This is a genomic window from Cyclobacterium sp. 1_MG-2023 (assembly GCF_030546805.1).
GTDB lineage: Bacteria > Bacteroidota > Bacteroidia > Cytophagales > Cyclobacteriaceae > Cyclobacterium.
The window spans coordinates 84,271-103,501 of sequence record NZ_JAUOPC010000010.1 but is presented as its reverse complement, the minus strand read 5'-3'; the positions used below and the strand labels follow the sequence as shown (position 1 = coordinate 103,501).

The 19,231-nt window shown below is 38.5% G+C and carries 14 protein-coding genes; 4 read left to right on the top strand and 10 right to left on the bottom strand.

From position 1 onward, the window contains the following. Positions 1–125: 125 nt before the first annotated feature. Positions 126–1,271, top strand: coding sequence for a sialidase family protein (locus Q4534_RS16380; protein WP_303614226.1), 1,146 nt, complete (start codon positions 126–128; stop codon positions 1,269–1,271). A gap of 290 nt (positions 1,272–1,561) precedes the next feature. On the opposite strand, the gene Q4534_RS16375 is transcribed toward Q4534_RS16380, so the two are convergent. The 5 genes from Q4534_RS16375 to Q4534_RS16355 form a co-directional block, all read right to left on the bottom strand. Further along, positions 1,562–3,244 (bottom strand): sulfatase, encoded by a 1,683-nt coding sequence (locus Q4534_RS16375; protein WP_303614225.1) that lies wholly within the window; start codon positions 3,242–3,244, stop codon positions 1,562–1,564. A 10-nt stretch (positions 3,245–3,254) separates the two neighbouring features. Then, entirely contained in the window at positions 3,255–4,964 is a 1,710-nt protein-coding gene (locus tag Q4534_RS16370; protein ID WP_303614224.1) for a RagB/SusD family nutrient uptake outer membrane protein, read from the bottom strand. Between the two features lie 13 nt (positions 4,965–4,977). Beyond that, positions 4,978–7,875 (bottom strand): TonB-dependent receptor, encoded by a 2,898-nt coding sequence (locus Q4534_RS16365; protein ID WP_303614223.1) that lies wholly within the window; start codon positions 7,873–7,875, stop codon positions 4,978–4,980. A gap of 352 nt (positions 7,876–8,227) precedes the next feature. After that, the gene (locus tag Q4534_RS16360; RefSeq protein ID WP_303614222.1) at positions 8,228–8,842 is read right to left on the bottom strand and encodes an RNA polymerase sigma factor; all 615 of its coding nucleotides are present in this window, start codon (positions 8,840–8,842) and stop codon (positions 8,228–8,230) included. 468 nt (positions 8,843–9,310) lie between these two features. Then, positions 9,311–12,262 (bottom strand): FAD-binding and (Fe-S)-binding domain-containing protein, encoded by a 2,952-nt coding sequence (locus Q4534_RS16355; RefSeq protein WP_303614221.1) that lies wholly within the window; start codon positions 12,260–12,262, stop codon positions 9,311–9,313. A 132-nt stretch (positions 12,263–12,394) separates the two neighbouring features. Between Q4534_RS16355 and Q4534_RS16350 the strand changes: the two genes are divergently transcribed. From Q4534_RS16350 to Q4534_RS16340, 3 genes are read left to right on the top strand one after another with little or no spacing between them, the layout of a single operon-like run. Further along, a complete protein-coding gene (locus Q4534_RS16350) occupies positions 12,395–13,366 on the top strand; it encodes a phosphotransferase (protein ID WP_303614220.1) in 972 nt (323 codons plus the stop codon). Then, entirely contained in the window at positions 13,353–14,621 is a 1,269-nt protein-coding gene (locus Q4534_RS16345) for an ADP-ribosylglycohydrolase family protein (protein WP_303614219.1), read from the top strand. The genes Q4534_RS16350 and Q4534_RS16345 overlap by 14 nt, the downstream gene beginning before the upstream one ends. 43 nt (positions 14,622–14,664) lie before the next feature. Further along, positions 14,665–15,540 (top strand): bile acid:sodium symporter family protein, encoded by an 876-nt coding sequence (locus Q4534_RS16340; protein WP_303614218.1) that lies wholly within the window; start codon positions 14,665–14,667, stop codon positions 15,538–15,540. Between the two features lie 55 nt (positions 15,541–15,595). Here the strand turns inward: Q4534_RS16340 and Q4534_RS16335 are convergent, their stop codons facing one another. The 5 genes from Q4534_RS16335 to Q4534_RS16315 form a co-directional block, all read right to left on the bottom strand. Beyond that, the gene (locus Q4534_RS16335; RefSeq protein ID WP_303614217.1) at positions 15,596–15,844 is read right to left on the bottom strand and encodes a hypothetical protein; all 249 of its coding nucleotides are present in this window, start codon (positions 15,842–15,844) and stop codon (positions 15,596–15,598) included. Positions 15,845–16,261: 417 nt separating this feature from the next. Further along, complete coding sequence (locus Q4534_RS16330; RefSeq protein ID WP_303614216.1) at positions 16,262–17,029, bottom strand: sterol desaturase family protein; 768 nt, start codon at positions 17,027–17,029, stop codon at positions 16,262–16,264. Positions 17,030–17,033: 4 nt separating this feature from the next. Beyond that, positions 17,034–17,753, bottom strand: coding sequence for a hypothetical protein (locus tag Q4534_RS16325; RefSeq protein ID WP_303614215.1), 720 nt, complete (start codon positions 17,751–17,753; stop codon positions 17,034–17,036). Positions 17,754–17,844: 91 nt separating this feature from the next. Next, entirely contained in the window at positions 17,845–18,432 is a 588-nt protein-coding gene (locus tag Q4534_RS16320; RefSeq protein ID WP_303614214.1) for a Crp/Fnr family transcriptional regulator, read from the bottom strand. Between the two features lie 102 nt (positions 18,433–18,534). Next, positions 18,535–19,170 carry an MOSC domain-containing protein gene (locus Q4534_RS16315; RefSeq protein WP_303614213.1) on the bottom strand — a complete coding sequence of 212 codons (636 nt, stop codon included), beginning with the start codon at positions 19,168–19,170 and terminating at the stop codon, positions 18,535–18,537. Positions 19,171–19,231 lie beyond the last annotated feature (61 nt).

Below are 19,231 nucleotides of genomic sequence, written 5' to 3'. Positions count from 1 at the left end.
AATATTAACTTTTTATTGATTTCCCTGAGAAAGCAAATCCAATTAAACCAAATTCTTTGCTATAGGAATTTAAATTAAAGAATTGCTACCATGCCTAGCCATTATAAGCCTCTAAGAATAATCCTATGAAAAATTTTATATTGATAATATTGGGATTACTTTTCCTATCATTTATTTGCATCACCAACTCTTGGGGCCAAGCAGGGAAGGATGAATATACTTTTTACACCTCTCCTTCTAAGCAATTTTTAGCTGGTAATGATCATGTTAGCGAAGGTTTCCTTGCTCCATTAAATAATGGAAAAATACTTTTGTTATTTAGACTTGACCCAGGCATTGAAGGCGACCATGTGGGTACTAATGCATATATCGCAAAAATCACCTATGATCCGGAGAAAGACAGTTGGAGCAAGGTAGAAACAGTGTATAACAGTCACCAATACGATGATCGCAATATTCACGGTGGAGTTACTAAGGAAGGCAAAATCGTCGCCTTTTTTCGGAGGTTTGATGGAAACCAAACAGAAGGCCGATATTTTATTTACAGTGATGACCATGGTATTTCTTGGACTGAACCTCAGCAATCACAGGCTTGGACTGATCCTGAACTAAGCAATTTAGAAGGCATTTGGAGTACAGGCCAAATGTTTTACAATCCTGACATCAACCAATATGCGATGGTAGGTTGTAGAAGATTTATAACCTTTAGCCAGGACGGTTCATCTTGGGAATCCTACAATCAGATCACAGATAATGAAGACTTTAAATTAACGGAAGTTGCCGGCGCTTGGTGTGGAGATAATAGAATAGTAGCCTTAATCCGAGACGATAAGCGCTCGCACGGCCATCCTTTGGTGCAAGTAGAAAGTTACGACAATGGGCAATCTTGGACTGAGCCTGTCGCCACCAACATACCCCCTAATTTACACTGGGGTGCTGCACCCCAATTGATATATGATCAGAACCGGGATATGCTAATAGCCCTTACCAGCGACCGTTATTCTAGGCCTGACGAACAAAACAGTCTGTTTATCTACTCCGCTAGCCCCAATGATATAATGGGTAGCCCTGAAGGATGGAAACTACAACATGAACTACGGCGCCCTTGGGCCGGATTAAAGCAGGAAGGTCTCTTAAACCAAAATTTTTATGGTTACCCCACAATTGCTCAAATTAGCGAACAAGAATATTTGGTTGTTTTTACAGAAAGAGCGGTTTTGGAAGGAACAGAGCATGCTAATTTATACTACTTTAGGTTTATTATTCAATGAGTCAAAAAATTCCAGAAGTTAATCCACCAATGAAAAGTGAAAAGCAAATTCAATTGTTTGAAGGGAAACCAATCCAAGAAAATGGTCGGTTTAGGTGACTAAATACAACCTGCGAAAAAGCTGCAGAAATGAAAATAACTTGCCTTTCCTTCAAATACATTTATTTTAATTTATTAATTCAGATCAAATAATTAACCTTAACCAAGTAGACACAAATAGACCCTCTACTTTGCTAGTAAAGGGTCTATTAATAATGCAATACAAGATAATTTCGTTTTCTTGATCTCAGTTTATTTTAACTGACTCCCGGGAATTGGTTCGGGAAATTCTCGCATTGGGCTATATCTAATATAGGAATCAAAAACTTCAGGATCAGGCCCCTCTACTCGGGGATCAGCAGATTCCTTCAATTCATCCAATAAAGCCAATTGCATTTCTTCTTTTACCGGTGCATAATCCGGCTCATCTGCCAAATTATTTAAACAATAAGGATCATTTTTTATATCAAACAACTGTACCTCAGGGTTTTTGGCAAAAGCTGCATCGAAAAAGGGCTTAATGGATGGATCCGTATAATTTTCTATAATAAATGATTTGGTAGGAGAATCATCCACATCTGTAAACGCCCATTCAGAATGACTGATGCCATCTTCGTCTATCCCATACATGGGTAGCAATTCATTTTCATCCTCAGGATTTACTCTTTGAGGGGCACCTGCAGGCCAGCGATCCGGTTTCATGTTCCATACCAATAAATAGTCTTCACTTCTAATTGATCGTTGTGGATAGCCCCAATTGAGGTACCTGGAAGAAGAATGCCTTTCTCGCCCTGAAAATGCATACTTTTTGGTAGGATTAATGGTTCCCTGTTTATCAGATTCCAATAGAGGGCGAATGCTTTTTCCTGTAATGGGTAACATCCCTTCACTTCCGGTTTCTGTCAAATCCAAAATCGTTGGTGCTATGTCTACAAAACCAATAGGATCACTCACAATTCTACCTCCCGGGAATTGTTTGGGATACCTTACGGCAAAGGGCACATGGATACCATAATCATAGCTATTTGCTTTTGCCCTTGGGAATGGCATGCCATTGTCTGCCGTGACGATAATGATCGTGTTTTCAAGTTCTCCTATCTCCTCCAAATAATTGATCATGGAATCCAAATGGCTGTCATACCATTCAATCTCAACTGCATAATCTAGCATATCTCCACGCACAACGTCATTATCCGGGAAGAATGCAGGTACTTCCACATCGGACAATTTTTTATTGGTTCTTTTCCACGAATCTTTTTCATAGGCACGGTGCGGTTCGGTAGCCCCAAACCAAAAGAAAAAGGGCTTGTCGGCTCTTTCCTTTTCCATGAAAAATTTAAAATTCTCGAAATAATTAGTGGTGCTTATTTTGTTTGCAGGCCTTATATCTCCAGGACCTTCTTCATATCTTATTTTACTGTGCTCTATCCCTGCTGCATCCGTTTCCCTCCAAAGAGAATCATTTTCATTTCGAGCATAGCGGAAAGGAGACACTCCCTTACCTGTTCTTCCAGTTTTATAACCATTCGCCTCCAATACATCTACGAAGGGAACGTGCTTTTTAAGCCAAGGAGCCGCATGCTGACCAGAGGACTCATTTTGCCAATGATGCCTACCTGTAATGATACTGCTCCTTGAAGGAGCACAACCCGGAGAACCGGCCATCGCATTGGTAAAGTACACTCCCTCTTTCGCAACTCTATCAAAAGCGGGGGTATTTACAAATTTACTACCTTCAAAACTGGTATGATAAAATGACTGGTCGTCACTTATCACAAATAATATATTGGGGGGCTTAGTATTTGATTCTTTATTGTCTGTACCACAGCCTGTCAATAAAAAGACAAAAATACCGCCTAATATCATTAGCTGATTGTTTAAACCATTTGTTTGGCAGCCCCTAATTAGGGCTGCCAAATAATTTTCCTTTTTCATATATATCTATTTAATCTGCTTCATATCCCGGATTTTGGCTTAGTTCAGCCCCAATATTTCTTTCTATTTCCGAATAAGGAATAGGAAACAAATTATGATAAAGTTGAACATCCAGTCCAAAATTAGTTACATCAGGCCTTCCATTACAATACTTATTGGTACGCTCATACAAAAGGCCCAAGCGGTTTAAAGTAAGCCTTCTTTTTTCTTCCACCCCAAGCTCACGCATTCTTTCATCCAAAATATAATCAATATTTACTTCAGATGGTAAAACCAACTTGGCTTTGGCACGCGATCGCACAATATTGATGTCATTTGCTGCCTCTGTTAGCTGGCTATTTCCAAGATAAGCTTCTGCACGCAATAAATAGGTCTCAGCCAAACGAATATGGTATTGATCACTATAAGTAGTCCCTGCTGTAGATGAATTTAAGGTTTTAAGCTCAGGATCTGCATACAATTCAGCAGGATGCTGCCCAGGAGTGGTAACTTTGGATTGATAAGGATAAAAATACCTTATGGTATCATCCAGACTTTGTCGGAATAATTCCATGTGTTCGGAAATTTTCTGCCCGTACCATTCAGATTCCGGATTGTTAAACAAAACATCCCTAACGAAATTGTATTCAGAGTTACGCATGTCGTTCCAATCGTATTCCCAAACCCCATAATTAAAATGATCGGTTCCTCTAAACCTACCTATACCTCGACCACCTGTATAATCCGATACACCAAGGGGTAGAAAAGGTGCAACACCTGAAGGATCCCTCACGATAAAGCTCCATGGCCTTGGTGAGTGATCACGCTCCAATTGAGGGCCTCTCTTGGCTGAAGAAGAAATGACTCCGCCGGGTATATCCACCTCATATTGCCAAACCCAGATCCCCTCTGTATTGCCAACACTTCTATTTTGATTGTACCTTCTAAATAAATCCCAATAGACATCCCCTGGCTCATTAGACAAAGAACCAAATCTCTCCGTCATTAATGCTGTATTGGGATCATCTATTACCATGGAAGCGGCATCAATGGCATCCGACCAGTTTTCTAAAGACACATAAACTTCAGCCAAAATATGATAAGCGGCCAAGTTACTCACCTCACCATCTTGAACTTCTGCAATACCGGGTAAATTGTTGGCTGCAAAAGCCAAATCACTTGCCGCCTGTTCATATACCTCAACCCTGCTAGCCCTTACATAATCAGTTTTAGGAGAACTTACCTCCTCCAATTCAAGTGGTACACCTCCATATAAATGAGCCAAATTCCTGTAGGACAAGCCGCGAAACAATTTGGCTTTAGCCTCAATGCTCGTTTTTTCTTCCGAGCTCATTGTCGCCCCTTCTAGTCTACTTAATATAATATTGGCTCCGGAAATCACCTTATAGTATTGCTGCCAATGGAACTCAGCTACTACATTCGTAGGTATAAGGGTCGCCTTATAAGATCCAAACCTAACATTAAGCTGGTTGGCTCCATTGTATCCCAAATCTGTACCATAAATATAATCCAATGGACGGTGTTCTCCATTGGAAAGTATCTCTCTGGACTGGTCATACAAGGAATAAACCGCTGCATTAAAATCAGAGTAGGTAATGTATGAATTTTCGGGACTGGCAAAGTCCAAAGGCACTTCTTCGAGTATTGCCGATTCATCACAAGCCTGGATACCTAACAGTAACAAGCTTAAAAAAACGAAATTGTATTTAATATTTTTCATGGCTAAATTCAAATTAAAAACTAACATCCAGACCTATAGAATACCCCTTCATAACTGGTAAACCGGATGGTTCAAGTCCACTTCCTGTCTCAGGATCCCATCCTTCCCAACTTGTCCATGTGGCTAAGTTTTTTCCACTTACAAAGAATTTTACTCCTTGAAGTCCAAGTTTATCTACAACCAAGGAGTTATTCAGTTTATAGGCAAGGGTCACATCCTGAAGACGAACAAAACTCCTGTCTCCATAATACTGATACTCAATTCCTGCTACCTGATCCTGACCTCTGTACCTGGCATTGGGATTGGCAGGAGTCCAATAATCATAGTCTACAAACATATTATTTCTTCTGGCATTGTCAGACTGACCAAAATTTGGATTGTTTAGTCCCAAATATCCATTTTTCCCACCTTGAATTGAGTTGATAAAAAACCTAAAGGTAAAATCCTTATAGTTGAACTCATTCATCAATCCAAAATTATAAGCAGGTTCTTCTCTCCCTCTGATTACCCGATCCAATGCATCAATGGTACCGTCATCATTTTGATCCACTATACGATGGGTTCCCACAAAAAATCCTGAAGGAGCTTCCTCTCCCAACTGGATAATTCCAGCAGACTCATAATTGTAAATAGAGTTGATAGACTCGCCAATAAAAAGGCCACTACCAATCAGGTCATCTTCTTTTCCATCACCATCAGCGTCTTGACCCAACAATGAAACAATTCTGTTTCTGTTGGAGGCGATATTAAAACTCGCATTCCATTTGAAATCTCCTTTTTCTATAACTTCCCCTCTTAATACAAACTCTATCCCCCTATTGGCAATTTCTCCAACATTGGTTGAAATGCTTGAAAAACCGGTTACTTCAGGAATATTTATATTATATAGCAAATCATTGGTGGTATTCTGGTAGTAATCTAAAGTACCAGTAAATCGATCCTGCAAGAATGAAAAGTCAAAACCAAAATTAAATCCTGTGGTCGTTTCCCATGCCAGGTTTGAGTTTGCCAAAGTATTTACGGTCTGACCAAAGACTGTGCTTCCCCCATTTCCAAATACATAAGCAGGATAGATAGAAACCCTTGCCAAAGAAGAATAACGGCTGGTTAGGTTTCCATTGGCCCCATAAGAGCCTCTGAATTTTAGGTAATTTAAAACCGATTCCTTCATAAAACCCTCTTCACTAATTACCCATCCTAAACCCAATGAGGGGAAAATTCCAAACTTATTGTTTTTTGAAAATCCTGAGAAACCATCCCTACGAACAGTTGCTGTGATCATGTATTTGTCACTGAAATCGTAATTCGCTCTCACCGTCTGGTATACATAGCTTTCATCCCATGCAGTAGAATTTATCAACTGAAGTTGGCCCAAACTTAAATCATTGTAACCTAAGCTTAAATTAGAATAATTGGTACCATTGGCTTGGGTGCTCTCATACTTCAATTCCCTGCGTCCAACCACCATTGTCAAATCAATATTGTGATTATTATTAAAACTTTTTCGATAGGTTAAAATATTGTCAAGGGTCCAGTCATAAGCATTGTAATTTCTTTTGAATGCCTCACCGGCAGCACCAGCCCCATAGACATTACTCCTGTAATGCCTTCTCCAGCTATAATTGTTTCCGAAATTCACACGGTATTTCAAACCCTCGATAAAAGGAATTTCTAAATCCATATAAACATTGGCAAATAAATTATTATTCTTATCAAAATCATTGGACAAAGGGCTTAAAAACGGGTTAGCACGAATGGCACCATCAGGATTAAGAATTACATTACCTTCTTCATCATAGGGGGTAACCAAAGGTGGCATGGTGGTAATCTGACTTAAGGCAGGTATTTCACCCGAATTATCAGCAAAGGAGCCGAAAGTTTGAACCCCAAACCTAAACCAATCCAATATTTGGTGGTCAAGGTTAATTCTAGCTGTTACTCTTTCATATTGATCATTCATGATATAACCTTTTTGCTTGGTATATCCTGTAGAAATAAAATAGGAAGTAGCCTCTGATGCTCCCCTTACACTTAAGTTATGATTGTTGATAAAACCTGTCTGAGTAGCAGCATCCCACCAATCAAAATCCGTCCCATTCTCATAGCCCGCATATACTGCAGGCTCAAACAAGGCTGCGACATCATAATCAGGGTTAGGCTGGGTATAATCAGGGGCTAAATATGCCTGAGGCCAATCTTGGTCCCTAACTTTTTGTAGGAAACCTTCCCTATCCATTAATTCAGGCCTGCTTGTAGGGGATTGGGTGGTTACTGTACCCGTGTAGTTAAAAACTGGTTTCTGCTCCATTTTACCACCCTTGGTGGTAATCATGATCACACCATTTGCTGCTTGTGCACCAAAAATGGCCATACTACTGGCATCCTTTAGAACATCAATAGATTCTATGTCTGCAGGGTTTAAATCTGCCAAATTGCCGGTAAATATTATTCCATCCACCACGATCAAAACATTTTGATTTCCGCTTAATGTGGTCCTGCCACGTACCGAAATGGAGGGGTTTTGGCCTGCCCTATTTACTTGTCCAACATTTAATCCCGGAACAGAGCCTTGAAGCGACTGGGCAATATTAACATTAGGAGATTCTCTAAAAGCTTCTATATCAGCCCTTACAACAGACCCTGTAACATCACGCTTCTTTTGGGTACCATATCCGACCACAACTACTTCCTCTAGGGATGTATCGTCCAGCTCCATTAAAATATTAATCGGGGTTTGGTTCCCAACTTCTATTCTTTTCGTGGTGTAGCCTATAAATGAAACAACAAGCGTAGCCCCTACGGGAACGTCTAACGAAAACTTTCCATCTATATCTGAAACTGTTCCTTGCGTGCTATTGGCCAATGTAATGGTAGCGCCCGGCATAGGGTCTCCATTTTCATCTGTGATCACTCCTGTAATTTCAAGGGGGGCTTTACCTTTAAATGCCCGGGCTCGGAAAAAGCGAGCAAATAAATCGGATTTATGACCTGTAGGGTCAATGATAGTGCAAATAGCATGAAAAGGATTTTCCTGCTATTGAGTACATTTTTATTCATTTTGGTAATAATTTTGGGTTAGATAAAATATTATTATGTTATAAAATTTGAAATTTATTTACATAGGCGATTATTTAATTATAATTTTTAATAAAATATTGAGTTAATTTTTTTTCTAAAACACTCCGAACAATTTGACTTGGATAAGACCTTATATATAGTTCCAAAAAAGAGTCAAAACAGCTATTCGAATAGGATTTCTTTATTCAGAAAACTTGAAAAATAATTGCTAGAGCGGTATTGAAAAATAGGGACACAATGTATTTCTTTAGGTTGCCTATTGCTTTCCAGGCGAGGGTATACACTGATCGGAGATTAATTCCCATAAATTTTGAAACTTCTTGATAAGACAACTGCTCAAAAAAAAGGAGGTTGATTACCTCCTTCTGTCTCGTTGGTAACCTGTCCAATCCTTCAGCTAGTTTAATTTGTAAGCCACGTTCCTGTTGGACACTAATCAACTCACTTTCAATGGATTCAATAGCAAATGAATTGTCCAACGAATCATTCCAATTGACTGAGTTTTTTTTTATTTTATTGCGATTTTCTTTGTATATCTTGTGAGAAAGTGCCCTTAAAAGATAGGCCTTCACATGATCGGCCTTTCCCAAAGATTGGTGATATTTCCATAAATCAATAAAAACTTCTTGGATGCAATCCTGTAGGAAGTCTTCATTTTTGGTAAGGGCTTGGCCATAGCTAAAAAGTGTGGCAGCAAATAATCTATAGAGACCCTCCAATCCTGAACGGTGGCCCTGCATTAGTAGGTCCCAATAATAATTGGGTTCCATGGAGGGAGTGTTTCTTCTTAAAGGGTTCATTTTGGGATTTGAATAATATTGTTTTCAATTATAGCCAAAAAATAATTTTCATACAAGGGGTATTATGACAATGGTATTAGTAAAGGCTATTTGGTATCAGCCAATAAAATCTATTAATAATACAAAATACTATCAGTACTTAAAGGGGAATCTATCCATAAAAAATACAGACCAGCTTATGGAAATAAATAAATATTGCTTTTGGGCTTAAACCTTAATTAAATATGCATAATTCTTCCTAAAGCCCTAAGAAGCAATAGCGTATTTATACAGCAGAAACTTTGACTTAAGCGAATTTAAAAACAGGATTGTTACTCTCCTTAAATAATTGAAAAAGCACCTCTAAAAGGATAAGCCCTATTAACCAAAAAAATAAAAGCCTTCATCCCATCCTCTTAATTTGATAGGCCTGTAAATTCACTAAAAAATAGCCGAACATAAAAATGTTCGGCTATAAATAATTTAGTATCAATCTCTTAACCCTGCGGCATCAAATAGAATTTCAACCGGGTGATTTGCTTTTTTGCCGGTTCCATCGGCAATCTGATGCCTACAGCTTGTACCGGGTGCAGCAATCAAATCTTCACTGCCTGCCTCCCTTACTGCAGGGAATAGCACCATTTCCCCAATCTGCATACTTAGCTTATAATGCTCCTTTTCATACCCAAAAGAACCGGCCATTCCACAACAACCGGATGGAATTACTGCCACTTCATAATTTTCCGGCAATTCTAGAATTTTCTTAGAATAATTGACCGATGACAAAGCCTTTTGGTGACAGTGACCATGTAATTTTATTTTCCTAGGTTCTTTGGTAAAACTCCCTGAATCTATATTTCCAGCCAAAGCTTCCTTGGCCAAAAACTCATCCACTAGTTCACAATGGAATTTTAAAGATTTGGCTCTCTCTTTGTATTCAGGACTTACCAGTCTGGGATATTCATCCCTAAAGCTTAGAATGGCTGATGGCTCCACACCTAACAAAGGACTTTCTGCCTTTACAATAGCTGAGAAAATTTCAACATTTTTGTTCGCCATTTTTTGTGCATGGTCAAGCAAGCCCTTAGACATGGCTCCTCTCCCACTTTCCACATGATCTACCATCTGCACTTCATAACCTAAATGTCTTAGCAATTTTATGGCTTTAATTCCTGTAGCAGTATCATTGTGGTTGGTAAATTCATCACAGAAAAAATAAACAGATTTAATAATCGGTTTACCCGTCAATTTTGAATAATTTCTCTTGTACCATTTACGAAGGGATTGAGCACTCAAAGCAGGCAAATGTCTTTCCGGAGCTACCCCAAGAATATTTTTCATTAAGCCCCCGGTAAGCCCGTTGCTCAGAAAGAAATTAGCTATTCCCGGTACCATACTACCCATTTCATTCAATGAATTGATATGCGTAAAGGCTTTGGAACGCAAAGGGACAGGGTTAGATTTAAAATATTGGTATTGAAATTCTGCCTTCAATGTGGCCATGTCCACATTGGAAGGACATTCAGAAGTACAACCTTTACAAGAAAGGCAAAGATCCATGACTTCCTTTATTTCCGGATGGTCAAAAGGATTTTCCTTTTCACTTTTGGTCAAAAACTCGCGCAATGTATTGGCCCTTCCTCTGGTAGTATCTTTTTCATAACGGGTGGCCTGATAACTGGGACACATGGTACCTCCACCGGAATTAGGGAGTTTTCTACAATCCCCGGAGCCATTGCATTTCTCAGCCATCGGAAGTATCCCTCCTACCTGACTAAAGTCAAATTTCGTTTTGTGTTCTAGCTTAGGCAAATCAGGCTCATACCTAAGAGAAGAGTTCATCGGTGGCGCATCTACAATTTTCCCCGGATTGAAAATTCCTTTGGGATCCCATTTGGCTTTTACTCGCTTAAAAAGGTCATAGTTTTCTTGACCAACCATTAATGGAATAAATGCAGCCCTCAACCTCCCGTCTCCATGTTCGCCACTAAGTGAACCATTGTATTTTTTCACCAGTTTGGCACTGGCTTCACTTATCTTATAAAATTCATCGACATCTTTAGACTTTTTTAGGTCAAGAATGGGTCTTAAGTGTATTTCCCCTGCACCTGCATGGGCGTAATAAACAGACTGTTGACCAAATTCAGCAATCAACTCTGCAAATTCATCAATATAATCTGCCAAGTCATCAATATCCACTGCTGTATCCTCAATACAGGCTACCGCCTTTTTATCCCCAGGAATATTTGCCAATAAGCCCAAACCGGCACTTCTTAAGTTCCACGCACTGCTGGTTCTATCAGGGCCAATGATTGGATAAGCATACCCCAGCTCTACCTTTTTTAAGGCATCTATAAATGCGGCGCCTTGAGCATTTGCTTCTTCAATGGTTTTCCCTCTAAACTCCACCATTAAAATGGCCATAGGGTCACCTTCAACAAAATCCCTGTTTTTGCTCTGTTCTACATTCTCTTTGGTGCAATCCAAGATCTTTTTATCCATCAACTCTACAGCTGTCGGCTTTTCATTCATGGCCACCTGAGCAGCTTTCATGCTGTCATGAATGCTCGTAAAATGGGCGGCAACCACAATATCATAAGGGTCAGGCAGTGGGTCAAGATGAATTTTAATCTCGGTAGTTATTGCCAAGGTACCTTCAGAGCCACATAATAATTTACAGAAGTCAAACGGTGCATCTTTATCAGAAAAAATCTGCGACTCCAATAAGTAATCCAAGGCATAACCCGTATTTCTTCTATGGATTGTTGATTTAGGGAAATTGTCCCTAATGTTATTTTGTATTTCCGGTTGGCTTAATTCTTCTCGAACATGGCGATATAATTCTCCCTCAAGACTCTCTTCCTTACACTTAAGTTCAAACTCATCCGTTGTCATAGATTTGAAAACAGCTTCGCTTCCATCACTTAACAAAACCTTAAGTTCAAGCACATGCTCCCTAGTACTTCCATAGACAATGGAGGTGGTGCCACAGCTATTGTTTCCCACCATACCACCCACCATTGCACGGGTGGCTGTACTGGTAATTGGGCTAAAGAAATATCCGTATTCTTTGAGGTAATTATTTAATTCGTTTCTAACAACACCGGGTTGCACCCTTACCCATCCTTCTTCCTTATTGAACTCAATGATTTTGTTGAGATACTTCGAAACATCCACCACTATTCCATCCCCTACACATTGTCCGGCCAAGGAGGTTCCTGCAGTCCTTGGAATCAATGAGAGGTTATTGGAATTGGCAAAATCAATCAGTTTTTTGATATCAGTATTGCTTTTCGGTAAGGCCACGGCCGTTGGCAGGGCCCTATACACTGAGGCATCAGTGGCATACAATGTCCTCATCAAACTATCGTAATGCAGTTCCCCATCCAATTCACGCGCTAATTGGCTCAAATGTGGATTGTCTATGGTTGTTTTACTCATGGCCCAAAAATAAAACAGTTAAAGCTAGAAAAGAACTCAGGGGATAGTTTTTATTTAAGGAAAATAACCTTTATTCCAATTTTGGTTTCTATTTAAGAAAATACAAGGTAATTTTCTGAAAAAACAAATGTAATGTTAATCGAAGCGCCTCTTGATTCCACCCAAATTGACTACTTGAAAAATCTTGGAATTCTTTCTTCCAATGAAGAAGTGACCGATTCATTCAAGGCCGGCGAAGGAAATATGAATGTCACCCTGACAATAAAGACTAATAAAAGGTCAATTGTCTTGAAGCAATCCAGGCCTTTTGTAGCCAAATATCCGCAAGTTCCTGCTCCACAGAGCAGAATAGAAATTGAATACAAATACTATAAAATTATCAGCCCCGATAATTTACTGGCTTGTTTTTCCCCCAAAGTGCTGGGCTACGATAAAGAAGGCTGGCTTTTAGTATTGGAGCATCTGAACAATGGCGGCGATTACTTAGGTGTGTATCAATCCAAATCAATCCTTGGAGAAAATGTATTAGATTTATTGCTCAGTTACCTGAAGAAATTGCATCAACTCCCTGTTCTTGAATTTCCTGACAACATGGAAATGAGAAAATTAAATCACCAACACATTTTTATTTTACCTTTCCAGCCGGATAATGGTTTTAACTTAGATGATGTTCAATATGGCTTACAAGCCTTGTCTGAAAGGGTGAAAAAACATTCTACTCTAAAAGCCAAAATAAATCATTTGGGTGAAAAGTATTTAAGCAAAGGAAAAGCCCTTATCCATGGTGATTTCTACCCGGGAAGTTGGTTTTCAACGGACAGCGGTTTGAAAGTCATAGATACTGAATTTGCATTTTTGGGAGATCCTGAATTTGATTTAGGTGTAATGTTGGCCCATCTCAAAATGGCAAGGGTACCCGATGAATCAATTCAAAAGGTAATTCAAGACTATCCCTTGGAAAATGAATTAATGGCTTCTTATACAGGAGTGGAAATATTACGGCGGCTATTTGGGTTGGCACAACTTCCCCTGTCATTATCTTTGGCCGAGAAAGAAGAATTAACCAACTATGCCATAAATTTGATCATGAATGAAAAAATTTAATTTGATTTTTTTAATTTTCTTTGGCCTCTTAATCCTTTCCTGTGAGCAAAGAAAAAAGCCTGAAGTAGAGGCATTACCACCAGTATCCCCGCTAAGCCAAACTGAGCTATCCGATAAAATAAAAGGACTTTTGGTGGGCAGTGCAATAGGAGATGCAATGGGTGCTCCTACAGAAATGTGGCCGAGAGAAGATATTCAACATACTTATGGTTGGGTAAATGGACTGGATTCCATGGTTCGGGAAGTTTCACCCGAAGGAATTTGGCTGGCCAACCTTCCCGGAGGAGGCACCACTGATGACACCAGGTGGAAATCCCTGATGGTAGATTATTTGGCAAAAAATGAGGGCAACACTCTGGAGGCAGATTCATTTGCAAAACATATCATTCAGGTTTATGAAGCCTATTTTAGTGGTTTGAAAGCCTTAAAACCTGAACAAACCTCGGCATTGGAAAGGATAAATCTGAAAGTTTTGTGGTTGCAAGAATGGTATAAAGTATCTCTTGCCTATAGGGAAAACAATTTAGAGGCATACCATAATGCATTAGGGAAATTTTATGGCGGAGAAATGGTTTGTGCCGGATTACTATATTCACAAGCAATAGGGTTAATGTATCCCGGAAGAGCGGAGGAGGCCTACAAAAAGGCATTTGAACTGAGCATCTTTGATTTAGGTCTTGCCAAGGACATTGGCTCACTTTCCGCAGCGATGACAGCTGCGGCGATGACAGCACATGGGGATCAAAATAAGGTTTTGGACGTTTTGAGGGAAGTTGATCCTGAAGGTTATTTTTCCAGTCGATTGGTAGGCCGAAGTAGCTACCGGGTGTTGGAATTGGCCAGAGCCATTGTAGCCGAAGCCAAAGACAGTACTCTGGTAGACGAGAAATTACCAAAAGAGAACAAAATCCCCAATGCTTCCATCCAACGGGCTTATGAATTACTCGATCAAAACCAACAAGACATGCCTTTCCATGCTGCCGAGATTCACTTACAAGTATTGACAGCCATGCTGTTCAATGATTTTAAATTTGCAGAAACCCTTATTTTTCTAACCAATTACGGACGAGACAATGATACCACAGCAGCCATAGCAGGAGCAATTTTAGGGGCTTTCCATGGTTATGAAAAACTCCCCAAAGACATGCGAGAAAAAGTGCTTAAAGTGAATAAAAGTCATTTAGGTATTGATATTGAAGAAATGGCGGACAAACACTATAAAACCATACAATCTCTGTACATATGGCCTAATTGATTAATTTTTAGTATTATTATATCTACAACCCAAAATAACAATTATGGAAAGTAATGTATTTACTGCAGTATTTTTACCCCTGGCCCTTGCCTTTATCATGCTCGGCATGGGACTTACCCTCAGTATAAAGGATTTTAAAAACATCTTCATTTCTCCCAAAGCCATCAGTTTAGGGCTTTTTTGCCAACTTATCATGTTGCCGGTTTTAGGTTTTCTACTCATTCTAGCCTTTGGTCTGGAAGGGTCGATGGCCGTCGGCATAATGATTATTGCAAGTTGCCCGGGAGGGCCCACTTCCAATATGATCACTCATCTATGTAAGGGAGACACTGCACTTTCTATCAGTCTAACCGCCTTGAGTTCCGTAATCACCATTGTCACTATTCCTTTGTACATCAATTACGCTATCATTTATTTTGGTGAAGAAGGGACCGTTGCTTTACCGGTTTTGCAGACCATAATCCAGATCACCGGAGTAACCATTATACCGGTTGCCATCGGCATGTTTTTAAAACATAAATTTCCTGCACTTTCACAGAAAGCGGATAAAACAGTTCGCATCGCTTCCATTGTATTCTTTGTGGTGATCGTTGGTGGGGCAATTTTCAAAGAAAAGGACAATATTTTAGGCTTTTTTGCCGAGGCAGGTCCGGTAACAGTTATCCTCAACATACTTACTTTTGGTTTGGCCTGGTTAATTGCCAAAGGGTTTGGATTGCCACTGAAGCAGCAGGTTTCCATAAGCATCGAGTCTGGCATTCAAAATGGCACTTTGGGAATCATGATAGCTGCTACACTTTTACAAAATTCGGCCATGGTTATTCCTGTAGTGATATACAGTTTGATCATGTTTATTGCCTCCATTTTAATTGTAGTATTTCTTAGCAACAATGAAGAACCCGCCTTAGTAAACAATTAAAAGTTTAAAAAAAGAACTAACGTCCTTGGTTTTAAGAGCCGGGGACTTTTTTTGATTAGGAAAATAAACCTTCAAAGAAATTTATAATCATTGGCCCCGTTGGTAACGTAAAAGTTAGCGGCAATAAAATCGTCACCAATTTTATCCACCATTTCTTTTTTGAAAGCAAAACAAGAATAACCCCTATTGGGTATAAAATAAGGCTTAGGAATAGAAAGAACATTGTCCATGAAAAATAACTGGCCAAAAGTATGGCAACAAGGCCTCCAATGTAGAAAGCATTGCGTTTTTTTAATTCTTCCATAATGTAAATTTTAGTGTTCTGATAATAATTGCAGGCTAATCAAACTGAAATTTGTTAGGGCTAATCCACTGTTTAGTTGAATCAGTGGATTTCTGGATAGGTAGGGGAAAAGCGCCCACCAATAGATTTTAATTCTATAATTATTTCTAATATAACAAGTAAATATTTGTAAATAATAATTTAAAAGAATTTTATTTTGACCCCACTATAATAAACCACCCTCCTCTGAATTATTGAAAAAATGACCATTTTAGTTGATGTCAACTACTTTACTGGTAAGAAATGCTTGAATAATAAAAAACAACGTTTCCATAAGGCAAGGAATAATTTTACTTTAAAATCAAGCTGTATGAAAATTGAGTCTAGCAACAAAACAAAAGAAACCTGCCGCCTTTTATGCTGCAGGCTTCTATCCTACTATTGGCCAAACCTTCTTTTTTGTATCCGATCATAATTTATCCTATAATTTGGATTTTCCGTCTTTAATAACCTGTCCCAAAACCTAAAATACAAACCATAATTCCCCTTAGGTTTTGCATGATGAAGATTATGGTAAGTTGAGCTAATAAGAACTTCAAATAAAAGAGAATTCCTGAACCATTTTGGTGCAATTTCATATCCTAAATGCCCATAAACATTGATACAAAAGGACAATAAACCAAAAAGAATCAATGACAAAGGATGCATGGGAATCAAGCACAAAATTAAAGGAACAGCCATGGCTTCGGTAATAGCTTCATAAATATGAAAAGAAAAGGAAGTCCATGGAGAAGGGTTTGTAGACTTATGGTGGGTTAAATGTATGCTCTTGAACAATTTAGGATGGTGGACAAACCTGTGCATCCAATAAAAATAGCTGTCATGTAGTATTAAGGCTAATAGTATGCTTAATGGTATCCACACAAAATGGTATTCATAAAAATTATTGTAAATCGCTACATAATCACGGAGTGGGGTAAATAAAAACAAAGCTATCACCAGACCAATCACAAAACTCGATTGCACGGAATGCAAAATTTCCCGGACGAAATCTTTATTTTTAGCAAGGCCCAACTGAATTTTGCTCTTAAAAAATCTATTGGGATAAAGCTTATAGAAAATCACAAAAGCCGTACCTGCAACCATAAAGTAGCGAATAATATTGCTCGCTATAGGAGTATAATAGTGAATGCTTAATCCTTCCATGGTTTTATTCGTTTATATTGATTTCATAATCATTCTCATTTACTGTTAATGTAACACTGCCATTTCCATTAAAAACAATGCTACCATTAAAAGAAAAGGGAATGTTTTGACTTAATCCTGATAGAACAAATGTTCCTCCACCAGAGGATATGCTGTAATTTGATTTATCGATCAGTACATCAGCCAAATCAACATTAAATTTACTCGATAAGCTTCTTGTTTTTAGGTTTGTGGTGATGCTTTGGGTTCCTTCCCTATTAAAAAAACCATTAAACAAGAGCGAAGAAGCTGATGGCTGTAATCCTGAAATGGCTATGGCAGTATTCGTAACATCACTGGAATTAATTCTTGATGTTGAATAACTGCCGACTGAACCGGCCTCAAAATCCACCATTTGCGGTACATTAAAACCATTGCAAGCCATCATATAGGACCAATCTATTGCATAATCTGCTAGTATAGGAGCCTCGTTATAATTATAATTGAAGGAGGTGTCGTATAAGGTGCCGCAAAGCTCATTTAAGGTGATATTTGTAGTCAATTCTTCAGAAAAGGTGCTAGTCATTTTATTTAGACCTCCAGTACTTTTTTGCAGGGAGCTTTCTATTAGCTCTACAGCTTCCTCTTCAGAGACTTCATTTTTGATTTCCATATCCTCCTCATTTGTACAAGAAATCAAGGATAGAATGACAATGGCTGCAACAATTGATTTTGAAAGTGTCATGATATTGGTTTTTAAGTTTAACAATGACACAAATCTATAACAGCCCTCAGGCTAAAGGCGTTAACAAAAGATAATTTATAAAATCGTAGGTTTAGTTTTTGGTAGCTATCCTTTTTCTAATCCTGCTGAGTGAAACGGGAGTAATGCCAAGAACATTGGCAATGTATTTATCCTGAACCCTATTGGTAATTCCCGGGTAGTCTTTTACAAACCTTAGGTACCTTTCTTCTGGCGTTAGCAAGACGAAAGACTCAACCCTCTCCATGGACTCTTTTAATAAACGCTGAAGCACATACTTTCTATTGGTCTCTAATTTCGGATGCCTTGAAACCAAATCCTGCAGTACATCATAATCAATAAAAAACACCTCTGTATTTTCCAATGCTTCATAAAAAAATCTGGAGGATTGGCTAAACAAAATCAAGTCTACATTCGCAACAACCTGATGTTCCGGGATTAATTTTAAGGTAATTTCTTCTCCTTTGTCATTGATGTTAAAACAACGAACCAAACCACTTTTAATATAGAAAACATCATTCCTTTTTGAGCCTTCATTTATGAGAAGTTCTTTCTTATTAAAAGAACTATTTTTTGCAGCCTTTAATAAAACCTGAATATCCTTTAAACTAAGCTCCTTACCAAACTTATAAATTTGTTTTAATCTGTTTAAATCTACCATTTAAGTAAAAGCTTATTGTACTTGAAATTCCTAGACTGAAGCTAAAAATAGAATATTCACACCATTAAAAATATTTCCATTATTTAGGCATTATTCTCACTACTATTTAATATAATTACTAAATAATATTCTCTTTTTAGGTGGAATTGCTTTGCTTTTGGCTGCAATTTTCAGCATTTCTTGGTTCTTTTCTTTTGCGAATACCAATTGAAATAAGGCTGATACGGTTAAACTGATTTCAGGCCGTTCTACCAAGATAAATTCGTCACCAATGTCAACATATCCTTCTTCTAGAATGCTTACATAAGTACCTCCAAAACCATGTTCAATAAATTGCTTCAACACTTTTTGGGTTCCAAATTTATGTCCCAATTTAAAACAGGGTTCTCTGTACTGGGAAATCTGGACCAAGGCATCCCCTACCTTATAAATGGCTCCCAAAAACACCTCTCTTTCATCAAACCCACTTACGGAAAGGTTTTCCCCAAACATGCCCCAAGACCAGTCAAGATCCGGGTACAAATCCTTCCAATACGGGTATTGTTCAGCAGAAAACAAATAACAGGCTTTATAATAACCTCCATGATTCAATCGATTGGAGACCTCATTGCCTAAAACATCGTTTTTCGTTAAATAAAGCGGTTTATTCGTAGGCTTTTTATAGATGCCAGTAGTTTCTTCTTTGCCTTTCCAAAGGAATGTCTTTGGTGTTCCAATATTCGTTGAGATTATTTTCATCGGCTGTTATTTCGGGAATTCACTATTTATAGAAGAAAAAGAAGTCTTGCCCCTTTTCTTT